Here is a 21,097-nt window from a genome sequence, read left to right on the forward strand (position 1 = left end):
CAGAGGAACTCAACTACGGAGTCGATCTATCAACCATCTGAGGGTGGTATCAGATTGATGGGGTGAAGGTGCCCCATCAACCATTAAATCCGTATACCCTTATTTTTTTAATAATATGGATAAGTTCGAACCGAGAATTGAACATACGGTGACAATTAGGACAACAAGTCAATCTGCCGAAAATCCCACCGCATTCTACTGCTTACTGGAACGAGTGCGCCGCCATTGATACGGTTCTACAAAGCGACCCTGCCAGATGCCCAGACCCTGAACCCTAGCCATCATCTCCTGTACCACATAATCTTTTGAGTAGTAGGTATAGGCTATCGCCCAACCGGAGCGCACCATTTCGGCATTCAGATTTATTTTTCCGGCATAACAAACGGCAATTAGGCGTCTGTATCTATCCTTTTGTTGTCCGTCACAGTAAACCTGATTTTTGCCGATAATCTGCCTCAAATACGCCGTTGACTTGCTACCGCATGGGTAAAGGGTTTCGCTCGCGCTGTAACAGTTCTGTTTGGATTCCGGAGCGTCGATGCCATGCAACCGGATTTTGGTATTGCCCAGCCGTAATGTATCTCCATCGGTAATTCTCACAACGCCAGTGAGCATCCCTGATTTATCGGCGCTTGCATCCAGATAAGCCGCGAAAGTTGGATAGAGTACGCCGAGCAAGACAACTGCAATCAAGACAGCACCCACAATTGCAGCCTGCTTCAGTCCTGATTTTCGGGCAGGTTTCGGTCGCCTCGGGCGCTTGAATTTTACCACTTTTCCCATGTCAAATAATATTGCCGATTATTTACCTACATCCCCGCGATGCTTTTCCATGCCCGCAAGCATTTTCGAAATAGCTGCATCTATCTTAACAACGTGCTTTAACAGTTCCTTGCCTGCCTCGGTAGGTTTCGTTCTCCTGCTGGAACGCTCAACCACGCGAACACCCAGCGCCTTCTCTAGTTCGCTAATCTGGATGGTGATGGCTGGCTGCGTAACTCCAAAGTATTCCGCCGTCGCTGAAAAAGTCTCAAGCTCAATTACTTTTGCGAAGGTGTTCAATTGAGCGAGTCTGAAATTTGCCATAATCAAAACTCGGTTTTTGATTGAAGTACTTGTCAATCAGTAGTTGGATTTCAGGACAATCTCAAGTGCCCTCTATTCCTCTACCGTAAAATGTTTTAACCTATCTATAGTGCTAACGCTGAATGACAAGCCGTCCGATTTTCCGAATTAATGAACTTCCTGCGAGGCATCGGATTTAAGAGTTTAGATGAAATTACACGAGAAATTTGCCGCCAAAGCAACAAAGATGGGGAAGGCTTCTTCAGATTTTGAAAAAGCAGCCCAGCGTAAGGTAAATTTAACATGGTTGTTCCTAATTGTTGCCGGAGCTGTTTGGTATTTTACTGATTGGATATGGGCACTTATTCCTGCCGCAGCGGCTATTCTGTTCGCAATACAAAGCATCAGTGCAAATTTGATTTCTATTCAAATGGAAAAAACGGAGGATACAATCCGTCAGCCAATTGCAGAAACCGAGGGCAGCGACGATTTTTTAGAAATTGTTCAAAAATATGGAAGAACGCTGGAATTTGACGCACCAACGCCAGGCTCTGTCGCGGATTTGAACAAACTTCCATATCCCAAGCAGAAAATAAAAGAAGCGTTGATTCAAGCGATGAAAATTACTTCTGATCCACAAATCAAGGACCATTTAAAAATCGCCTTCATTTCTTTAGCGGATTGGCAGGAGGGAGTTGGCGGTGAAGATATAGGGTTTGATTTTTCAAAACCGGACTTTCCTCAGGATATAATTAAAAGAGCCGAAAGAACAAGCGAGATAGGGGATGAAGTCATGAAATGGATGCAAATTTCTGAACTTGAGCGCCAGCAACTTACCGCCGAACTTGAAAGGTTGTCGCTTTGATGAGTTGCGGTGTAATTGCCCCATGAAATTGGTGCTTTTGGCGCGATAACTATTGTTTGGCGATGTGAATTTTATCTGCGACGAACGGCCTGCACTTACTTGGTAACAATCTGTGAGGAGTTCTTTACGCCATCCGCATATCCCGGATGCTGATAGACAGCAGAGATGGATATTTCGGGGCAGCGCGACTGCCGCTTAAGCTCCTGTAGGTCCTTATGCGCTCCAAACGCCCATATCAACGTCGCCACAGAGCATTGAAGGCTCTTACGACAATCAATGTTTTCGCAGAACATCCATAAATGGGTTTCATTTGTAACGAGGCCTTTAAGAGTTGTCATTCCTTCCCACAGCACGGAACATAAAGGGAACGTCAAGGGAGAAGATTTCTTTTTCAATTTGTGGTGTAAGAAATTCTCGCGGACCTCTTATTCACGCGTTGTTATATAGCAAAGCGACAATAGCCATTATCAGCAGCCTCTATACTCCTTCTTTACGCATTCACGGGCGAGTGCCTGGGCTTTGGATATGTCGGCAGCAGTCATCCGCTTTGCAATGTTGTCTCTATTTTGGGCAGCAGGGGCCAACCCAGATGACGCGGCGATATTGAACCACATGTGAGCGCGGGTATTGTCCTGTAGAACACCTTGCCCGTTTTCATACATCACACCTAGATTGCTCTGGGCAGAGGCAATTCCTTGCTCAGCCGCCGCGGTGAGCCACTTGACAGCTTGCTTGTAATCCTGAAGAACGCCTTGTCCTTCACGATACCTATTACCCAGATTGTACTGGGCGGAAGCGAGCCCTTGCTCCGCCGCAGCTGTGTACCATTTTATGGCTTGCTTGTAATCTTGTGGAACACCTCGTCCCTCGGCATACATCACACCCAGATTGAACTGATTTTTAGCATCTCCTTGTTCAGCCCAAACTGTGTACCATTTTATGGCTTGCTTGTAGTCTTGCGGAACACCTCGTCCCTCGGCATACATTTGACCCAGATTGAACTGGGCAGAGGCATCTCCTTGTTCAGCCGCAGCTGTGTACCATTTTATGGCTTGCTTGTAGTCTTGCGGAACGCCTAGTCCCTCGGCATACATTTGACCCAGATTGAACTGGGCAGGAACATTCCCTTGCTCGGCAAGAGGTTTCCATTCCTTCAAAGCGGTCGCGTAGTCATGTTTGACAAGTGCAGCGAATCCCTTATCAAAGTCAGCTCCGATTGCAGGAGCGCTCCAAAGCATCCCGAGCACGATCGGTACAAGCAGCACATGATTTTTCATTGGCTCTCTCACACGGTGTTTTACCCTGCGGATTGTACAACTATTTTCTTATAAACCAAGGGGGCTTTTGGATTGTTTCGTTATGATTAAAAAGCGCTCTCAACCTTCCTGATTTGATACCTTTGCATTGTCCTGTGACGTAACGCCGATTACGTTCTGAGACGCTGGCAACTGGGAATTAAGCCGGTTCTCCGCTTCCTCCATAATCGCCACAATGTCAATTTTGTGTGTCATGTCCACTTCAACAGCAGTTGGGAAAAGTTTAGCGACAAGGCTCATGAACAGGTGTTTGTCGTTAAGCGCGAGGTCTCTCAAATATTCGTCGTCCTTGTTGACCTCATTGAACACGCGCAGGATCGCCGCCTTTACGGCGATAGTGTTCGTTTTCACGCTCCCTTTAACAGCGCCGCCCGTTTTGGGTTGTCCTTTATGTCTGCCCATGGCGTGTCCTCATGATTTGCCCAATTATACAGCTCTCGGAATCTGTTAACAAGGTGCGGAACTGTCCTATATGTGCCAGGGGGGGGGAGAATACCCGTCCGAATTAGAAAAATTTTGACCATTTGGAAACCGGGGGCAACACACCCACTCTTATAGAGTGGGTGGTGTGTTACCCTTCCCAAAACATTGAGGGGCAACAGGTTGTTACCCGCAGAAAACATTGGTTTATCGTGAAATTTAAGGCTTGGGGCAACAGGCTGTTGCCCCAGAGGGTGGGAACAGGTTGTTGCCCTGTTGTAAAAGCTGAAAGATCGTCTTTCAATTTTTCCATATCAGGCCATTTTCCTCAGTAATTTTTCCTTGTTCCTTAAGCCTTGAAATTACTGATTTAAAGTTTCGGGTTTTGCCGTCGCCGTATTCTTCTTTAAATTCGGATAACAAATCCATCCTGGGAGTTTCACCATCCAGCTCCAGCTTACTCAAAACCCACTCGTTTTGTGATAACACGGGCCCGAATTCCTGCATTGGTAAAAGCACGGGCATGCGCAATTCCCCCCCCGACGAGGAATTCTCAATGGTTTGCATCATGCGACTAAATGTAAGAGTGAAGCCATCTTCAGCTTCTTTTTGTTTGTCGACTTTCAGTTGGACATAGTCGCCGATTTTCTTAACTAACCCTACCATATCCGCCGCGCCATATTTTGCGCTGGACCCCCTTACGCCGCGTTTCGAGTCTTTTCCAAGGTGGTCTATCAACAGGACCAGCGCTCCAAATTTATCGGCTATTCTGTAGGCGTTCACAAACGCTTTTGTCATATCATTGGCGTTGTTATCGTCGCCATTGACCGTTGCCTTTGAAAAGGTGTCAATGATGACTAGGCCGGGGCATGCTCTCTCTTTCTCAATGAAATCTATATATTTTTCGACGCTCCCGGATTGCATCAAGTCCGGAGTAGATTTCATGATGCGGAAGGCGCCTAATTCCTGGTGATCGAAATAATCCATCCACCCTTTCACCCTCAGTCCTATTCCGGATTGACCTTCGTTCAGCATGATGAGAACCGATTTTTGCTTTGTGGTACGGTTTCCGATTTTCATGCCCGTGGCAACGGAGCAGGCAAGACATACCGCAAGAAAGGTTTTCATGTCTCCGGATTGACCGGCAAGAACAGCCACCCCTGTTTCGGGCAACAGGCCATCGATCAGGAAAGACGACGGCGGGCTATTAAGCATTTCCGCTATGGTATAAAGCTTCATATTCGCGCTTAATCTTCCGCCAGCGGTATTTTTAGAGGCGATGCCATGATCTACAGGCCGATTGTCATTCGAAATTAGATGCGAGACGTCACTGAACTGATATTCCCCGGTCAGGCATCCGATTGCGCTTTCACGGCTATCATATGCGCTGTTTACTTTTACCATAAGATCCTCGGCGTCCCATTTCGGGACGCATCGGGTATTCCAGATTTCGAGTAACAGTTCATATGCCTTTTCCGGGCCTACGCCGAAGTCGCCAAGCCGGTTAGCGACAACAATGGTGTGATTATCTCCGCCCCGCCCTTGAATGGCGGGTGCAGCATCTTTGAGGTAGTCTCTCGCTCTTTCAATGTTATGAGGCTTGTCGGCGCTGACTGCGTTCCTTGTGGTCAGTTCGGTTTTTGATTTTGCGCGCTTCGTCGCCAGTTTCTCCATGAGCCAGGAGGGCACGGGGGCAGGCGGCACGTCGCCAATCGCCCTGTAGGGCTTTCCGTCAATAGTTGAGCCCGGCGCGACGATATAGCCGCCAGTGCCTCTTATATCGATACCCTGGCCTAATTTATCGACGCCACTTCGAAGCTGTGTTTCGGATGTGAACAAAATGTGGCGTCCGCCACTCGGTGTTCGGCTTAGCATTGTCTCGGGCAGGGAGCGGTTTTCACAGAGGCTCTTGAGTGAGGCTTCGCCATTTTTTCCGTTCTTCATGTCGATATCCAGAACGACAAGCGAGGTGGAGCCGTCACCAAATTTCCCGGTGTATATTCCGATATTATGGTTTTTCTGTTCAAACCATTTAGTAATCTGGATGGCATCTCGGGTTGCCTGTTCCTGCCATCCCTTGATGGCGGGCTTTTTTTCGCCCGAGCCAACCGGGAAGATGTGGAAACCCTGTTCCGCCAATTTCAGGGCTTGAGCCAATGTATTGCCTGCGGGCTTATCATCTTTCGTCATGATAAACTCCGTGATTGAGGCATCTGGTTCGAAGGGTATCCATTGGCCTTGTCCGGCAAGGTATTATTGATTTCTTCGGCGATTATCGCCGCTATCTCGGGACCGTATACAAGGTGAGCTATGGACACGGCATCCCAGATAAAGCCGAAAAGATGAGCATAGAATTCCTGCATCGGATCGGGACGTAAATCGGCAAGTGCCTTCCGCCGCCGCCATTCCTCGGGCTTTCGTACCATAAGGCGCCACATGACGAGCCTGCTGAAACCAAGTAGGTTTCCATCTAGTGAAATATGCTCCATATGAATGATTTTATCGTCTTCGATCAAAAGCGCGGTCCATTCATCGCGAGGGCCGGGAACCGATCCAAATCTTAGAAACCCGGCGTTGAGGCAGTGGGCATGGGCGAGTGTTCGGAACGCCTCGTAATCTATGAAGAAAACGCCCGCCCTTTCCTGGAGGGAGTTGCTCATTTTTCTACCTCCAGGGATTGCTCCTTGGCGTCGAAGTGGGTGCGCGGGCGCTTCTCGAACCATTGGAGGATTTCTTGTTCATCCCAGACCGGCGTATTGGCGTTGAGATAATAGGGCCTAGGGAAGCCGAACTTGTTGATCCATTTGCGCAGGCCGGAGCGGGAGCGCGGGACCGCCTCATTGAATTGTTTGAGTTGTCTGCGTGTTAAGAGGTTTTGAGACATGTGGAAACTCCATAAAAATTATTTAGGAGGTCACATTAGATCACTGCCTCGGACACATAGCAGGGCCGAGATTGGGCAAAATATGCCCGATTTGCGCATTGACAGTTTACTATTTTAAAAAAGCTTTCAGGTATTTTTCTGCTAGTTTTTTGGCGGTGGGTTGCTTATTCGCTTTTCGTTTCCTGGCATCAGATATTGGTTCATCGTCGAATCGCAGGCCGGTATCAATTAATAGCCTTTCTAAAAACGCTACAAATCCGGTAGTGTTTTCAGTTAAAGTTATTTTCCCGCCGTATTTTTCCCAGATCATACCAGCGTATAGAGTAATAACTCGCAATCGATTGTCTTTTTTTTTGCCTGAATAATCTCCTTCTATAAGATTTTCCAACAAAGCCAGAGTGCCGCTTTTTTCATCCAAAATTTGTATAGTATCTAAACTGTGAATGACCGGGAGTAATTTTTCCCCAGCGTCAGTTCTCGGTTTGACTATTAAATCTAACTCTCTGTACCGAATTATTTCACGTATTTCGGGTGATAGATTTCGTAGGTATTTCCTAAGTGATTCCAGTTGTTCATTAATTTTCGTTTTAAATCCTTTCCCCAAGTCTGCGGGCTTACGCATTTTTTTTACGTATCTAACTGCTTCTGCCGCGTCGATATTAAAATTATTCCGGTGCCAGTCGTCATCGTCAGGACAAAAACAACGATAACCATTGTCTTTGGTCATTTCGGCCCCCGGATGGCAACAATATTATCATCCCGCTGGCCGCGCACGATGCGGTCCAGCGCAGCGGCCCAGGAGTCCAGTGCGTGCCGTTTCTCGTCTTCATATCCAAAGCGGTTATAGATGCCTGCCACGCCTCCGAAACTACCGCTGACGTGGTTGAGTATCTTTTCGACGACATGAGGCGCAATGCCAAGCCGTGCCATACCACTGGCGGCAGTCCGGCGAAGGTCATGGTATCGCCAGTTATTCACGCCACTGGCGTCGTCGAGATTGCGTTTCGCTTTCGATAGGCCGGAAGCGGGGTTTTCCTCCGGGCTGCGGGAGGATGGAAAAATAAAGTCGGACTTGTCGATCTTCGACTGACTATTAATGATTTCGAGTGCCGCCTCGGATAAGGGCACCCGGTTCTCGACGCCATTCTTGGCGCGATCAGCGGGAATGATCCAGACCTTGTTATCCTGATCAATTTCGGACCAGCGCATGGATACAACTTCATTGCGCCGCTGTGCGGTCAGGATCAGGAGCAAGGTAATAGGTCCGAAGGGCTTGCCCATGTTTTCGGCGGCGATACAGACCTTCTTTATTTCATCGTCTGTGAGAACGCGGTCACGGGTTTTTTCGGCGTGCGGGGGCTTCACTCCCGCAGCCGGATTATCGCCGAGCAGATCGACGGAAATGGCCCAGTTGAAAAACCGGCGAACCAACGACAAAATCCGGTTCGCCATCACTGGCGAGGTTTCCGCTTTTGTCTCGATCAGGCTGATTATGTCGCTGCGCTTGATCCCATCCAGCGGTAAATCCCCCAGAACAGGCAGAACATCGATCTTCATGGTTCGGTCCTGCTGATCGGCGGTTCTGTTCTTTTTGCGGCAATGGGCGAGAAACCTGTCAGAGACGCTCCGCAAGGTGACGATTTCCGCGCTGGCTACTTGTGCCGCCGCTTCCCGCCGCTTTCGCTTTTCAAGTACAGGGTCGCCACCTTCGCGAAGCTGCGCCTTGAATTTTAATGCCCTGTCCCGCGCATCCGTCAGGCTTAGTTCCCGGTAGTCGCCAAGGGTGAAGCGGGACGGGTTCTTTTTACCGGGCCGCCGTGCCGTGACGATCCAGGAGCGGTTGCCACTTGGGGAAACCCTCAAGGCCAGTCCCGGAACCCTGTAAGGGCCGTTGTCCTTATAATCCGTTTGCCTGCCATTCAAGGCGGCGACTTTATCCAGTCTGGTTTTCTGTGTCGGGAGTTCGGGCATGATATTTTCCAATCCTAAATGTTGCCTTGAGAGAAGTTTAAGCAACCTCTAGGCAACATATTGCGCTTACACCTCATTATCGCATGATAACACATAATGCAATAAAAATGGCTGTAATTAGCGGATTTATGCTGTATTCTTGAAATCTGGCGACACTTATCAATTGCCCGATAACGTCAATTTCATTGACTTCTAATCAATAGGTCGCACGTTCGAGTCGTGCCGGGGTCGCCAACTATTTCAATGACTAGAGTTTGTTCGGTAATCTAGTTTTGCGGCGCGGTCAGCCCCTCAGCACGACCGCACTTGGCCTATAAAGATCATCGGCCTGCACCCCATTCAGCAAGGCAGCCATGGACATAAAGCTGACATCGGTATCCAAACACGTCTTTGGGTGCATCATTTAATAACGGTACTTTGTTATATGACGCGATCATCAATCAGTGAGTTTGGTTTCGCGAGCATCTTGAGTGCCTTGATGTCCGTTAGATGGACTGTTGAACCGTCCACGACGACGCCATAGGGTTTCAGCGTATTGAATGCACGGGACAGATTTTCAGGCGCCATTCCCAGAAGCGATGCCAATGTGCGTTTATCAAAAGGTAGCAGTAAGGAACCGCTGCCACCTTGAGCATCGTTGTAACGGAGCAGTCTGTTGGCCAGCCGCTCGACCGCAGATCTAAGTTTCAGGCCCTTATGTTCCTTGACGACTGCGCGGTAGCAATTTGCCAGTTCCCGGATGATTGCCGCCGCAAATGCCTTGTCCTTTTCGATGGCCGCCCGGATATCCTGAGACGGGATCATCAAGATACGGGACTTCTGACAAGTTCTAGCGGACATAAGGTAGACGGAATCATTTAGTACCGCCGCCAGAATGAAGGTTCCGACAGGGAGGACCATCGCCATTGTGGTTTCCCGTCCGTTGGCTTTGGCGTGGAGTTCTACACATCCCTCAACCACGACATACAGAAAATCCGCAGGATTACCTTCTTCAATCAAGTCCACCTGCTCAGGGAAAGTTTGAAAGTATGCTGCCTTGAAGATTGAGTTGAAGGTTTCCTCTTCCATCGATCGGAAAAGATGGATTGCTCTCACTTCAGGAAGGTCGGCTAAACGCATCCGCTTTCTCAATTGATAAATATCAAGTCAAATACTAACAAAGATGCAAATATAAATCCAACTTTTAATCCGTCATTCTTGATCCCTAAAATTGACGAAATTGTCATTTGCCAGCGTCTGGCTTGTTTTTATGATCTTATCCTATGCTGTTGATTCAAATCAACATTTCGACCCTGTAACTGGGCTCTACTTTCTCAAGAAATCAAAGCAATTGCGATTGGGTATTGATTGAGAGGGATGTTGTCATGGTGGGGTCAGGCATCAGTGCTGGCGATCAAAATCGTGCATTAACTGCCAGTACGCTTACGTTTACCGTCTGTTTTGCGGTGTGGACCATTTTTTCAATTATTGGTTTACAGATCAAGGCAGAGCTGGGTTTGAACGATACTCAGTTTGGTATTCTGGTAGCAACTCCCATTCTTACCGGATCTATCAGCCGAATATTCTTCGGAATCTGGACCGATCAGTACGGCGGGCGGATCATTTTTACGCTTCAGATGCTGCTGACGGCTTTGGCGGCATTTCTTCTGACACTGGTTTCCACCTACGAAATGCTCCTGCTTGCCGCTTTGGGTGTCGGGCTTGCCGGGGGCAGTTTTGCGGTCGGTGTTGCCTATGTGGCGAAATGGTACCCCAAGGAAAAGCAGGGCACGGCGCTCGGTATTTTTGGGATGGGGAATGTCGGAGCGGCGATCACAAACTTTGGCGCACCTTATCTTCTGATCCTGGTTGGCGGGCAGTGGCAGGGAGTAGCCCAGATATATTCCATCATCATGGCAGTTTCTGCTGTCCTTTTTTTCCTGTTCGCTAAAGAAGATCCTGACATTGCTGAGCGCAAAAAAGCAGGTATCAAGCGTGCCTCTTTTATGGAGCAAATTGAACCTCTCAAGAAGCTGCAGGTCTGGCGGTTTTCTCTTTATTATTTCTTTGTTTTTGGTGCTTTTGTTGCGCTAGCGCTCTGGCTGCCCCGTTACTATGTCGGCGCCTATGGCCTTGATCTGAAAACGGCCGGTCTGCTGGCTGCCGCCTATGCGCTTCCAGGGTCCGTTTTCCGGGCGATGGGAGGATGGATGTCCGACAAATGGGGGGCCAGAACAATCATGTATTGGACATTCATTGTCAGTGTCATCTGCACATTTATCCTGTCCTATCCATCGACCGATTACACCGTTGCCGGTATTGACGGTCCGATCAGCTTCAATATCACCATTCCGCTTTGGCTGTTTGTACTTCTGACAATTATTCTCGGTTTCTTCATGTCGCTCGGCAAGGCGGCCGTTTTCAAGCATATCCCGACCTATTACCCGGGGCATGTGGGGTCGGTTGGCGGTATTGTTGGCCTGATTGGGGGGCTGGGAGGCGTTTTTCTGCCCATTGCATTCGGCTTTATGAATGACATTACCGGTGTGTGGACAAGTTGTTTCATGCTGCTGACGGTTCTGATTGCGATTGCTCTTACCTGGATGCATTTCACCATTCGTTTGCTGGAAGGAAAACGTGTTCCCGAACTGCGCAGGCCCCATGATCTGCCAGAGCTTGAAAGTATGCGTGATTTGCGCGGCTGGAATCCGGACGATCCCGTTCAATGGGAAAAGGATGGAAAGTCTATTGCCACCCGTAATTTATGGATATCTATCCCGGCGCTGCTGTGCGGATTTGCCGTCTGGCTCTACTGGGGCATTATCAGCGTGCAGATGATGAATTTGGGCTATCCCTTCACACAAAGCCAACTCTTTACATTAACTGCAATCGCCGGTCTCTCAGGGGCGACGTTGCGAATTCCCAGCTCCTTCTTTATCCGGATTGGCGGCGGACGTTACACTACCTTTATTACCACGGCACTCCTGATCATACCGGCATTTGGCACAGGTGTTTTGTTACAGGATATCAATTCACCTCTCTGGCAGTTCCAGCTTATGGCCCTGCTGAGCGGGCTGGGAGGCGGTAATTTCGCCTCCTCCATGTCCAATATCAGTTTTTTCTACCCCAAGAAGATTCAAGGCTATGCCCTCGGCATGAACGCCGGTATCGGAAACTTTGGCGTCACCACGATGCAAATACTTGTGCCGCTGGTCATGACATTCGCCATGTTCGGCGGCGATCCGATGATTTTGACGGCCTCCTCCGGTACGTTGATCGGGAAAATCCCGGCAGGAACGGAAACCTATATTCAAAACGCCGGATATATCTGGCTGGTTTTTCTTATTCCGCTGCTGGCGGCCATTTGGTTTGGGATGAATAACATTCGCGATACGCATGTATCTCCGGATGCCACCTCTGCCATCAGTGCCTTTGTCAAGATTGGTGGCATGCTGCTTGTCGGGCTGCTGACATCAATATTTGGATTGTGGTTGCTGCTGCCAAGTGATGCCGGGGGATCCGGACTGGAGCTTTCCAAATGGCTAGTGCTTCCCATCATCATCGTGGTTACACTAATGCTGCTGCGGCTTATCCCCGGAAATATCCAGCCCAACCTGAAGCGCCAGTTCAAGATTTTCAATAACAAGCATACCTGGGCCATGACGGTGATCTATACCATGACTTTTGGGAGCTTCATTGGCTTTTCGGCGGCATTGGCGTTGGCGATCCAGGTCATCTTTGGCTTTCAGCACGGCCTGGTCGATGGTGTGATGAACCACAGCGTCGCCAATCCGAACGGGCCGAGTGCCCTGACATATGCCTGGATGGGTCCCTTTATCGGCGCGCTGATCCGACCTGTTGGGGGAAAACTGGCGGACAAATACGGTGGGGCGCTGGTCACCCAGATCATCAGTCTCGTTATGGTCCTGTCCGCACTCGGTGTCGCTTATTTCATGAAGGCGGCTTATGGATCGATGACACCGGAAGAATATTTCTTCCCCTTCTTGATCCTGTTTATCATTCTGTTTGCCGCAACCGGGATCGGCAACGGGTCGACCTTCCGGACAATTGCTGTCGTGTTCGATAAGGAACAGGCAGGGCCGGTTCTTGGTTGGACGTCGGCAATTGCCGCATATGGCGCTTTTATTATTCCGCAGGTCTTCGGCGAGCAGATACAGGCGACGACACCGGAGTACGCACTCTACGGTTTCGCCATTTTTTACAGCCTCTGCATGCTGATTAACTGGTGGTTCTACCTCCGTAATGACGCCTATGTGAAGAACCCTTAAAAATTTGATATTGGGAGAGTTTTGATGAGCAACCTGATAGACCGGTTCATCTATTTCACCGCCAGCCCGGAGACATTCTCGGATGGGCACGGCATCACCACGGAGGAAAGCCGGGACTGGGAGCAGGCCTACCGCGGCCGCTGGGCGCATGACAAGATCGTACGCTCGACCCATGGCGTCAATTGTACGGGTTCCTGTTCGTGGAAAATCTACGTCAAAAACGGTCTGGTGACTTGGGAGACGCAATATACGGACTATCCGAGAACCCGGCCGGATTTGCCAAACCACGAGCCGCGCGGATGCTCGCGGGGCGCCAGCTACAGCTGGTATCTTTATAGCGCCGCGCGCCTCAAATATCCACTCATCCGCAGCCGCCTCGTCAAGCTTTGGCGGCAGGCGAAAAAGACGCATCCCGATCCCGTCGATGCCTGGGCGAGTATCGCCTCCGATCCCGCCAAAATGCGTGAATACAAGGAAATACGGGGACGCGGAGGGTTTATCCGCGCCGACTGGGACGAGATGAACGAGATCATCGCGGCGGCGAATATCTATACCGCAAAAACCTATGGGCCCGACCGGGTCATCGGCTTCTCGCCAATCCCGGCGATGTCGATGGTTTCCTACGCCGCCGGAAGCCGCTATCTTTCGCTCATCGGCGGCGTCTGCTTGAGCTTTTATGACTGGTACTGTGACCTGCCGCCGAGCTCGCCGCAAACCTGGGGGGAGCAGACGGATGTGCCAGAGAGCGCGGATTGGTACAATTCCGGCTATATCATCGCCTGGGGTTCGAACGTGCCGCAAACGCGCACCCCGGATGCGCATTTCTTCACGGAAGTCCGCTACAAGGGTACCAAGACAGTATCGGTCACTCCGGATTATTCGGAAGTTGCCAAGTTGACGGACCTCTGGCTGAACCCGCGCCAGGGGACCGACAGCGCCATGGCGATGGCCATGGGGCATGTGATCCTGAAGGAATTCCACCTCGCCGGAAAATCGGACTATTTCCGCGACTATTGCCGCCAGTATACGGATATGCCCTTCCTCGTCCGGCTCGAAAAGCAGGGCGAGCGGTATGTCGCGGGTCGGACATTGCGGGCGAGCGAGCTCTCCGGTCATCTTGGCGAGAGCGAGAATGCCGACTGGAAGCCCGTCCTTTTCGATGCGACGTCGAAAAGCCTCAAGGTGCCAAACGGCACCGTCGGCTCGCGCTGGGACAAGAGCGCCAAATGGAATCTGGAGATGAAGGACGCCCGCGACGGCTGCGACATCTCTCCGGAGATGACCTTCATCGACGATAGGGACGAGGTGGTCACCGTCGGCTTCCCCTATTTCGGCAATCTCGAGAACGAGCAGCCGATCTTCAAGTCATCCGGCCATGATGGCATTCTCGACCGGAGCGTGCCGGTCAAGAAAGTGATGACCGCTGACGGCGAGGTGCTGGTTGCCACCGTGTTCGACCTGATGGTCGCAAACTACGGGATTGACCGCGGCCTCGGCGGCGGCAATGTCGCCAAATCCTTTGATGAGGATATTTCCTATACACCGGCCTGGCAGGAGCATTTCACCGGCGTTCCGGCCGCCAAGGTCATCAAGGTGGCCCGCGAATTCGCCGATAATGCCGACAAGACCCATGGCCGCTCGATGGTCATCCTCGGGGCCGGTGTCAATCACTGGTACCATATGGACATGATCTATCGCGGGATCATGAACATGCTGATCATGTGCGGCTGTATCGGTCAGTCCGGTGGCGGCTGGTCGCATTATGTGGGGCAGGAGAAGCTGCGTCCGCAAACAGGTTGGCAACCGCTCGCCTTCGCGCTCGACTGGAACCGGCCGCCGCGCCATATGAATTCGACCAGCTTTTTCTATAATCATTCGAACCAGTGGCGTTATGAGAAGCTGAAGCTGGACGAAATCCTCTCGCCGACGGCGGATAAGGAAAAATGGAAGAACCTGTCGCTGATCGACTGCAATGTGCGCTCCGAGCGGATGGGCTGGCTCCCTTCGGCGCCGCAGCTTGGCCAGAACCCGCTGGACCTCGCACGCGAGGCGGACGCCGCCGGGATTTCCGGCGCCGATCATGTCGTCAATAAGCTCAAATCCGGCGATCTGCAGTTCGCCTGCGAGGACCCGGACAATCCGCAGAACTTCCCGCGCAACCTGTTCGTCTGGCGCTCCAACCTGCTCGGCTCGTCGGGTAAGGGACACGAATATATGCTCAAGCATCTGCTTGGCACCAATCACGGTATACTCGGCAAGGATCTTGGGGATGACGGTGCACAGAAACCGTCGGAGGTCGTCTGGCATGACGACGCGCCGGAGGGCAAGCTCGACCTTGTCGTGACGCTCGACTTCCGGATGTCGACGACCTGCATCTATTCCGACATCGTTCTGCCGAGTGCGACCTGGTACGAGAAGAACGATCTCAATACATCGGACATGCATCCCTTCATCCATCCCTTGAGCCGCGCCGTCGATCCGGCGTGGGAGAGCCGGAGCGACTGGGAAATCTACAAGGGCCTCGCGAAAGCCTATTCCGACCTTTGCCCCGGCCATCTCGGCGTCGAGAAGGATATCGTCTCGCTTCCGATCCTGCATGACACGCCGGCGGAACTGGCGCAGGCGCTCGGCGTCAAGGACTGGAAGAAAGGGGAGGTCGATCCGGTTCCCGGAAAAACCCTGCCAAACCTGATCACGGTGGAGCGGGATTTCCCGAACACCTATCAGCGCTTCACCTCCATCGGACCGCTGCTCGAAAAACTCGGCAATGGCGGTAAGGGGATCACCTGGAACACCGACGCCGAAGTCGCCTTCCTCGGTCTGCTGAACGGCACGCATTTCGAGGGCAGCAACACCGACCGGCCGAAGCTGGAAACCGATATCGACGCCGCCGAAATGATCCTCTCGCTCGCGCCCGAGACCAACGGGCAGGTCGCCGTCAAGGCATGGGAGGCATTGGGGCAGGCGACGGGCAGGGATCACACCCATCTCGCCCGCCCGAAGGAGGAGGAGAAGCTCCGTTTTCGTGACCTGCAGGCCCAACCGCGCAAGATCATTTCCTCACCGACCTGGTCAGGGCTGGAGGATGAGCATGTCAGCTATAACGCCGGCTATACCAATGTCCATGAACTGATCCCGTGGCGCACCCTGACGGGCCGTCAGCAATTCTATCAGGATCATGAATGGATGCGGGATTTCGGCGAAGGCTTCTGCCTTTACAAGGGGCCGGTCAACACCAAGACAATCGCCGCTGTCGCCCGCCATGGCAACGGCGACAAGCATGTCGCTCTCAACTGGATCACGCCGCACCAGAAATGGGGCATTCACTCGACCTATTCGGACAATCTGCTGATGCTGACCCTCAACCGGGGCGGCCCCGTCGTCTGGATCAGCGAAGTGGATGCGCGCAAGATCGAGGTCAAGGATAACGACTGGATCGAGCTCTACAACGCCAACGGCGCCATTGTCGCCCGCGCCGTCGTCTCGCAGCGGGTGCCGGAGGGCATGACGATGATGTACCACGCGCAGGAGAAAACCATCAACACGCCGAAATCGCCGACGACAGGCGCACGCGGCGGCATCCATAACTCGGTGACCAGGGCGGTCGTCAAACCGACCCATATGATCGGCGGATATGCGCAGCTGTCCTATGGGTTCAACTACTACGGTACCGTCGGATCGAACCGCGATGAATTTGTCATGGTCCGGAAAATAGAAAATGTTGATTTCGGTGACGAAAATCCCGTCACCGAAGCGGCCGAATAGGAGAGTAAAATGAAAGTACGTGCTCAAATCGGCATGGTCCTGAACCTGGACAAATGCATCGGATGTCATACCTGTTCGGTCACCTGCAAGAATGTCTGGACGAGCCGGGCAGGGGTGGAATACGCCTGGTTCAACAACGTCGAAACCAAACCCGGTGTCGGCTATCCGCGCAACTGGGAAGACCAGAAGGAATGGAACGGCGGCTGGGTCCGCAAGGCGAACGGCAAGATCAAGCCGAAGATGGGCGGCAAGTTCCGTCTGCTCTCCAAGATCTTCGCCAATCCCGACCTTCCCGAGATCGATGACTATTACGAGCCCTTTACCTTCGATTATGCCCATCTGCAAAATTCGGGCGAGGCGAAGGACATGCCGACCGCGCGGGCCCATTCGGCAATTACCGGCGAGCGGATGGAAAAGCCGGAATGGGGTCCGAACTGGGAGGAAATTCTCGGCGGCGAGTTCGAGAAACGCAGCCGCGACTACAACTTCAAGGACATCGAGAAGGAGATGTACGGGGAGTTCGAGAACACCTTCATGATGTATCTGCCGAGGCTTTGCGAACATTGCCTGAACCCGGCCTGCGTCGCGTCCTGTCCCTCCGGCGCGATCTACAAGCGCGAGGAGGACGGGATCGTCCTGATCGACCAGGATAAATGCCGCGGCTGGCGGATGTGCGTGTCGGGATGCCCCTACAAGAAGATCTATTTCAACTGGCAATCCGGTAAGTCGGAAAAATGCACCTTCTGCTATCCAAGAATCGAGAACGGTGAGCCGACGGTCTGCAGCGAGACCTGCGTCGGCCGCATCCGCTATCTCGGCGTCATCCTCTATGATGCCGACCGGATCGAGGAAGCTGCGAGTGTTGCCAATGAAGAAGATCTCTACGAGGCGCAGATCGATATCTTCCTTAACCCCAACGATCCTGAGGTGATCGCGGCGGCCAAACGCGATGGCGTTCCGGACAGCTGGCTTGCCGCCGCCAGGAGATCGCCCGTCTATAAAATGGCCATGGAGTGGAAGGTGGCCTTTCCGCTGCATCCGGAATATCGCACCCTGCCGATGGTCTGGTATATCCCGCCGCTCAGTCCGATCCAGAGCCGCTGGGAAGAGGGGCAGCTGGAAACCGACGGCGTCATCCCGGATGTCAGCAAGCTGCGCATCCCGGTCAAGTATCTCGCCAATCTGCTGACGGCGGGCAAGGAACAGCCGGTCACTCATGCGCTGGAACGGATGCTGGCGATGCGCGCCTATATGCGCTCCAAGCATGTCGAGGGGGCGCCGGACCAGGGCATTCTCGATCATGTCGGTCTCGACAAGCCGACGGTCGAGGACATGTACCAGATCATGGCGATCGCCAATTACGAGGACCGCTACGTGATCCCGACCAATCATCGGGAATATGCGGGCAAGACGCCTTTCGACAACGAAATCGCCTTTGCCTCCCGCTCCGAATGCGGGTTCACCTTCGGCGATGGATGCTCGGGCGGCGCGCCCAAGAAGAGTCTGTTCGGAACGCGCACCCACGCCAATACCCTCAACGGTCAAATCCGGAGGCAGAAATGAAAAGCTTCAAAGTACTGGGACTATTGCTCAGCTACCCGACCGCCGAGCTCCAGCAGGAAATGGCCGCTCTGGTGGCGGTCATCCGCCGGGAAAATATCCTGCCGGCCAAGCTCGAGAAACGGCTGGTCGCCTTCATGGAGCGGCTTGCCTCGCGCAATCTCCTGAAGGCGCAGGAGGATTACGTGTCGCTGTTCGATCGCGGACGCGGGAATTCGCTTTATCTGTTCGAGCATATCCACGGGGAGTCCCGCGACCGCGGGCAGGCAATGGTCGATCTGATCGAGCATTACAAGGAAAAGGGGCTCGCGCTCAACGCGAAGGAACTTCCTGATTATCTGCCGTTGTTCCTCGAATTCCTGTCGATCTGTGCGCCTCGGGAAGCGCAGGAGACGCTCGGCGAGGTCGTGCATATCATTGCGGCGATCGGCGCCAAGCTCGATAAGCGCGGCTCCGCCTACAGCATCGTCTTCGAGGCGCTGGCCAGAATGACCGACGCCCGGATCGATGAGGAATTCGTGCGTCAGGCCCTGGTCGAGGAAGCGGCAAGGGATGACAGCCTTGAGGCGCTCGACAAGGAATGGGACGAGGCTCCGGCGTTCGACGGGATCGGCGATGCGGCCTGCGGCACCTGCGCCGTTGCGCGGCCCCTCGGGTTCGGCGCAACCCAGCAATCAACCGGCCAACTCAATAGGAGCGGACAATGAGCTACTTCTTAAACGAAATCCTGTTCGGCATCTATCCCTATATCGCCATTCTCGTGATGGTTCTCGGCTGTATTTTCCGTTACGATCAGAACCCCTACAGCTGGAAGGCGGACAGCTCGCAGTTACTCAGGAGCAAGGGAATGCGCTGGGGCAGCAACCTGTTCCATATCGGCATCATCCTGCTGTTCTTCGGCCATCTTGTCGGCCTGTTGACGCCGGAGCCGGTTTATCATCTGATCATGAGCGCCGTCGTGAAACAGAAAATGGCGATGATCGCCGGCGGTATTTTCGGCGTGATCTGCTTTATCGGCCTGACTATTCTCTTGTGGCGCCGCTTGACAGACCCTCGGATACGAGCGACCAGCAAGTTCGGTGATATCCTGATCCTCGTCATTCTCTATATCCAGCTTATTCTCGGCCTTGCGACCATTCCGGCCTCGGCCCAGCATCCGGACGGCAGCAGCATGATCGCACTCGCGAGCTGGGCGCAGCATATCGTCACCTTCCGGGGCGGCGCAGCCGATTTCGTGATGGGAGAAGCGTTCATCTTCAAGGCCCATATCTTCCTCGGGCTGACAATCTTCCTGATCTTCCCCTTCACGCGCCTCGTGCATGTGTTCAGCGCACCGGTGAAATATATCCTGCGGCCGGGATATCAGATCGTCCGCAAAAGGGGGTAGCCATGCCGGTTTTTGTGAATGATACAGAAATCGACGACAACACTGTCTTTTCCGAAATGCAGTATCATTCGGCGCCGAGCATGGAGGAGGCGCGCGACGCGGCGGCGCAGGCCCTTGTGGTAAAGGAGCTGCTGCGTCAGGAAGCAATAAAGCAGGGCTTATGCGATCCCGATGATACCGACGAGGCGCTTGACGCTTCGCTGATGGCACTCATCGAGCAGGAAGTCGTCACACCGGCCGCCAGTGCCGATGCCTGCCGCGTCTATTACGAGCAGAACCGCGAGCGGTTCCGCGCCTCCGACGCCAGCAGCGCCATCCTGCCCTTTGACATGGTGGAGGAGCGGATCCGCGACTATCTGCACACAAGGAGCATTCGCGAAGGCATCCGCTCCTATATCCTCCATCTCGCCGAATCCGCCCGGATTTTTGGTTTCGATATATCGGCTTTGTAACATTAGCCTGCAATTATGCTTCAAATGCTGTGCGGGCGAAGGGTGTAGTTATCTTCTGCCGCGACATTCCGGATGATGTCCAGAGCCGTTGATAGATAGGCTTTTTCACTTCGTGACGGATAGACAATGAAGGCAGTTAGACTGAAAGCCGGTGCGGCTGTCACCTGCGTCATCCGTCCGTCTTTGATCATCGGGCGAACAAGGCGCTCGGGAAAATAGCCTGAACCGCCGTTTTTCAGTATTTGCGTGAGGCCCAGCCAGCCGACATTTGTGGAAATCGCCGCGCCGGTGAAATCGGGAAAGCTCGCGCTGTGCTGAACATAAAACTCCGGCCCCCAGTCAATGTAGACATACTGTGTGTCTGGTTCCGGCCGAGTGTCCGGATTTGTCGATACGAGGATAAGTCGATCCTCAATCAAGGGGTCGACAATCAGGCCGGGCCGATTGTGCGGCGTAAACATGACGCCGATATCCAGACGAGCCTCAATCAGCCCCTGCATCAGATCCGGCTCAAAACCTATTTCCGCACGTATGGATATTTCCGGGGCGAGTTGTTGCATATGTGGCAGCCAATCGAGAAGAAACTGATCCCAAAGGCCCAGCCTGCCGCCGATTGTAATCGCACCCTCAAAGCCGTCGGGAATCCCGACATCCTGACGCGCCTGTTCTACGGTACGTACAAGTGTGGAGGCATGCTTTTGAAATTGCGCTCCTGCCGGGGTAAGGGTTGTTCCCGCCTTGTTACGGATAAAAAGGGTGCATCCGAGCTGTTCTTCGAGAGAATGAATGCGCGCACTGATAGTGGATTGCGTGACGTGAAGCCGCTCGGCTGCGTTGATAAAGCTGCCTGTCGCTAAGATGGTCAGGAAGGTCCGGGCTAATTCTGTTTCCACTAGTAAGCTTCCCTGTCAGGTATATTGTATTTAAATTACCGATATTAAAAACCACTATATATCGTTTGTTAAATACTAAAGTGGATTTTATATATCTATACAATAGTAGACAGGGAAGACGATGATCTAATGTCAGAAATCCACCAATTCAGCCCGATGATTTCCTGGGATAGGCTGCTCTCCAGCAGATCATTCTAAGCAATGAAAAAGATTTTCAAATGAAATGCATCTCTTCGTGCGGCCATGGATGA

Annotated in this window: 19 protein-coding genes and 1 tRNA gene; 8 read left to right on the plus strand and 12 right to left on the minus strand. The window is 52.5% G+C overall.

All coding sequences use genetic code 11. From position 1 onward, the window contains the following. Positions 1 to 195 precede the first annotated feature (195 nt). Positions 196 to 783, minus strand: coding sequence for a thermonuclease family protein (locus CMN55_RS16620; protein ID WP_293951366.1), 588 nt, complete (start codon positions 781 to 783; stop codon positions 196 to 198). 18 nt (positions 784 to 801) lie between these two features. Further along, positions 802 to 1,086 (minus strand): LysR family transcriptional regulator, encoded by a 285-nt coding sequence (locus CMN55_RS16625; RefSeq protein ID WP_293951368.1) that lies wholly within the window; start codon positions 1,084 to 1,086, stop codon positions 802 to 804. 187 nt (positions 1,087 to 1,273) lie between these two features. Here CMN55_RS16625 and CMN55_RS16630 point away from each other — a divergent pair, with 187 nt between their 5' ends. Continuing rightward, positions 1,274 to 1,930, plus strand: coding sequence for a hypothetical protein (locus CMN55_RS16630; protein WP_293951370.1), 657 nt, complete (start codon positions 1,274 to 1,276; stop codon positions 1,928 to 1,930). Positions 1,931 to 2,397: 467 nt separating this feature from the next. Here CMN55_RS16630 and CMN55_RS16635 read toward each other — a convergent pair whose 3' ends face one another. The 8 genes from CMN55_RS16635 to CMN55_RS16670 all read right to left on the minus strand — a co-directional run bounded on the left by CMN55_RS16635 (position 2,398) and on the right by CMN55_RS16670 (position 8,521). After that, positions 2,398 to 3,207: a tetratricopeptide repeat protein gene (locus CMN55_RS16635; RefSeq protein WP_293951372.1), complete on the minus strand. Its 810-nt coding sequence runs from the start codon at positions 3,205 to 3,207 to the stop codon at positions 2,398 to 2,400. 99 nt (positions 3,208 to 3,306) lie between these two features. Next, the gene (locus CMN55_RS16640) at positions 3,307 to 3,648 is read right to left on the minus strand and encodes a hypothetical protein (RefSeq protein WP_293951374.1); all 342 of its coding nucleotides are present in this window, start codon (positions 3,646 to 3,648) and stop codon (positions 3,307 to 3,309) included. A gap of 169 nt (positions 3,649 to 3,817) precedes the next feature. Then, positions 3,818 to 3,979, minus strand: a complete 162-nt coding sequence (locus tag CMN55_RS16645) for a hypothetical protein (protein WP_293951376.1) — start codon at positions 3,977 to 3,979, stop codon at positions 3,818 to 3,820. Then, positions 3,967 to 5,856: a bifunctional DNA primase/polymerase gene (locus CMN55_RS16650; protein ID WP_293951378.1), complete on the minus strand. Its 1,890-nt coding sequence runs from the start codon at positions 5,854 to 5,856 to the stop codon at positions 3,967 to 3,969. Before CMN55_RS16650 ends, CMN55_RS16645 begins: the two co-directional genes overlap by 13 nt. After that, positions 5,853 to 6,326, minus strand: coding sequence for a hypothetical protein (locus CMN55_RS16655; RefSeq protein ID WP_293951380.1), 474 nt, complete (start codon positions 6,324 to 6,326; stop codon positions 5,853 to 5,855). Before CMN55_RS16655 ends, CMN55_RS16650 begins: the two co-directional genes overlap by 4 nt. Then, positions 6,323 to 6,550: a helix-turn-helix transcriptional regulator gene (locus CMN55_RS16660; protein ID WP_293951382.1), complete on the minus strand. Its 228-nt coding sequence runs from the start codon at positions 6,548 to 6,550 to the stop codon at positions 6,323 to 6,325. Before CMN55_RS16660 ends, CMN55_RS16655 begins: the two co-directional genes overlap by 4 nt. 109 nt (positions 6,551 to 6,659) lie before the next feature. Next, the gene (locus CMN55_RS16665) at positions 6,660 to 7,277 is read right to left on the minus strand and encodes a hypothetical protein (protein WP_293951384.1); all 618 of its coding nucleotides are present in this window, start codon (positions 7,275 to 7,277) and stop codon (positions 6,660 to 6,662) included. Continuing rightward, positions 7,274 to 8,521, minus strand: a complete 1,248-nt coding sequence (locus CMN55_RS16670; protein WP_293951386.1) for a tyrosine-type recombinase/integrase — start codon at positions 8,519 to 8,521, stop codon at positions 7,274 to 7,276. The genes CMN55_RS16665 and CMN55_RS16670 overlap by 4 nt, the downstream gene beginning before the upstream one ends. A gap of 151 nt (positions 8,522 to 8,672) precedes the next feature. On the opposite strand from CMN55_RS16670, the gene CMN55_RS16675 reads away from it, so the two are divergent. Next, positions 8,673 to 8,755 (plus strand) — tRNA-Ser (locus tag CMN55_RS16675). A gap of 186 nt (positions 8,756 to 8,941) precedes the next feature. Here CMN55_RS16675 and CMN55_RS16680 read toward each other — a convergent pair. Continuing rightward, positions 8,942 to 9,640, minus strand: coding sequence for a cyclic nucleotide-binding domain-containing protein (locus CMN55_RS16680; RefSeq protein WP_293951388.1), 699 nt, complete (start codon positions 9,638 to 9,640; stop codon positions 8,942 to 8,944). A 245-nt stretch (positions 9,641 to 9,885) separates the two neighbouring features. On the opposite strand from CMN55_RS16680, the gene CMN55_RS16685 reads away from it, so the two are divergent. Genes CMN55_RS16685 through CMN55_RS16710 form a run of 6 tightly spaced genes read left to right on the plus strand, consistent with a single transcriptional unit; the run spans position 9,886 to position 19,953 of the window. After that, positions 9,886 to 12,789: a nitrate/nitrite transporter gene (locus CMN55_RS16685; protein WP_293951390.1), complete on the plus strand. Its 2,904-nt coding sequence runs from the start codon at positions 9,886 to 9,888 to the stop codon at positions 12,787 to 12,789. Positions 12,790 to 12,813: 24 nt separating this feature from the next. Beyond that, positions 12,814 to 16,554: a nitrate reductase subunit alpha gene (locus tag CMN55_RS16690; RefSeq protein WP_293951392.1), complete on the plus strand. Its 3,741-nt coding sequence runs from the start codon at positions 12,814 to 12,816 to the stop codon at positions 16,552 to 16,554. Between the two features lie 9 nt (positions 16,555 to 16,563). Continuing rightward, complete coding sequence (narH, locus tag CMN55_RS16695) at positions 16,564 to 18,117, plus strand: nitrate reductase subunit beta (protein ID WP_293951394.1); 1,554 nt, start codon at positions 16,564 to 16,566, stop codon at positions 18,115 to 18,117. After that, positions 18,114 to 18,821 carry a nitrate reductase molybdenum cofactor assembly chaperone gene (gene narJ / locus CMN55_RS16700; RefSeq protein WP_293951396.1) on the plus strand — a complete coding sequence of 236 codons (708 nt, stop codon included), beginning with the start codon at positions 18,114 to 18,116 and terminating at the stop codon, positions 18,819 to 18,821. The genes narH and narJ overlap by 4 nt, the downstream gene beginning before the upstream one ends. After that, positions 18,818 to 19,501: a respiratory nitrate reductase subunit gamma gene (gene narI, locus CMN55_RS16705; protein ID WP_293951398.1), complete on the plus strand. Its 684-nt coding sequence runs from the start codon at positions 18,818 to 18,820 to the stop codon at positions 19,499 to 19,501. Before narJ ends, narI begins: the two co-directional genes overlap by 4 nt. A gap of 2 nt (positions 19,502 to 19,503) precedes the next feature. After that, entirely contained in the window at positions 19,504 to 19,953 is a 450-nt protein-coding gene (locus tag CMN55_RS16710; RefSeq protein WP_293951400.1) for a hypothetical protein, read from the plus strand. Positions 19,954 to 19,973: 20 nt separating this feature from the next. Here CMN55_RS16710 and CMN55_RS16715 read toward each other — a convergent pair whose 3' ends face one another. Continuing rightward, on the minus strand, positions 19,974 to 20,846 hold the full coding sequence (locus CMN55_RS16715) for a LysR family transcriptional regulator (protein ID WP_293951401.1): 873 nt from the start codon (positions 20,844 to 20,846) through the stop codon (positions 19,974 to 19,976). Positions 20,847 to 21,097: the final 251 nt, after the last annotated feature.

It is taken from the genome of Sneathiella sp., from assembly GCF_002694385.1.
In the GTDB taxonomy this organism is placed as follows: domain Bacteria; phylum Pseudomonadota; class Alphaproteobacteria; order Sneathiellales; family Sneathiellaceae; genus Sneathiella.

Coding starts and splice junctions, on each gene's coding strand:
- CMN55_RS16620 (WP_293951366.1), bottom strand. CDS start 783: ATGGGAAAAGTGGTAAAATTCAAGCGCCCGAGGCGACCGAAACCTGCC.
- CMN55_RS16625 (WP_293951368.1), bottom strand. CDS start 1,086: ATGGCAAATTTCAGACTCGCTCAATTGAACACCTTCGCAAAAGTAATT.
- CMN55_RS16630 (WP_293951370.1), top strand. CDS start 1,274: ATGAAATTACACGAGAAATTTGCCGCCAAAGCAACAAAGATGGGGAAG.
- CMN55_RS16635 (WP_293951372.1), bottom strand. CDS start 3,207: ATGAAAAATCATGTGCTGCTTGTACCGATCGTGCTCGGGATGCTTTGG.
- CMN55_RS16640 (WP_293951374.1), bottom strand. CDS start 3,648: ATGGGCAGACATAAAGGACAACCCAAAACGGGCGGCGCTGTTAAAGGG.
- CMN55_RS16645 (WP_293951376.1), bottom strand. CDS start 3,979: ATGGAAAAATTGAAAGACGATCTTTCAGCTTTTACAACAGGGCAACAA.
- CMN55_RS16650 (WP_293951378.1), bottom strand. CDS start 5,856: ATGACGAAAGATGATAAGCCCGCAGGCAATACATTGGCTCAAGCCCTG.
- CMN55_RS16655 (WP_293951380.1), bottom strand. CDS start 6,326: ATGAGCAACTCCCTCCAGGAAAGGGCGGGCGTTTTCTTCATAGATTAC.
- CMN55_RS16660 (WP_293951382.1), bottom strand. CDS start 6,550: ATGTCTCAAAACCTCTTAACACGCAGACAACTCAAACAATTCAATGAG.
- CMN55_RS16665 (WP_293951384.1), bottom strand. CDS start 7,277: ATGACCAAAGACAATGGTTATCGTTGTTTTTGTCCTGACGATGACGAC.
- CMN55_RS16670 (WP_293951386.1), bottom strand. CDS start 8,521: ATGCCCGAACTCCCGACACAGAAAACCAGACTGGATAAAGTCGCCGCC.
- CMN55_RS16680 (WP_293951388.1), bottom strand. CDS start 9,640: ATGCGTTTAGCCGACCTTCCTGAAGTGAGAGCAATCCATCTTTTCCGA.
- CMN55_RS16685 (WP_293951390.1), top strand. CDS start 9,886: ATGGTGGGGTCAGGCATCAGTGCTGGCGATCAAAATCGTGCATTAACT.
- CMN55_RS16690 (WP_293951392.1), top strand. CDS start 12,814: ATGAGCAACCTGATAGACCGGTTCATCTATTTCACCGCCAGCCCGGAG.
- narH (WP_293951394.1), top strand. CDS start 16,564: ATGAAAGTACGTGCTCAAATCGGCATGGTCCTGAACCTGGACAAATGC.
- narJ (WP_293951396.1), top strand. CDS start 18,114: ATGAAAAGCTTCAAAGTACTGGGACTATTGCTCAGCTACCCGACCGCC.
- narI (WP_293951398.1), top strand. CDS start 18,818: ATGAGCTACTTCTTAAACGAAATCCTGTTCGGCATCTATCCCTATATC.
- CMN55_RS16710 (WP_293951400.1), top strand. CDS start 19,504: ATGCCGGTTTTTGTGAATGATACAGAAATCGACGACAACACTGTCTTT.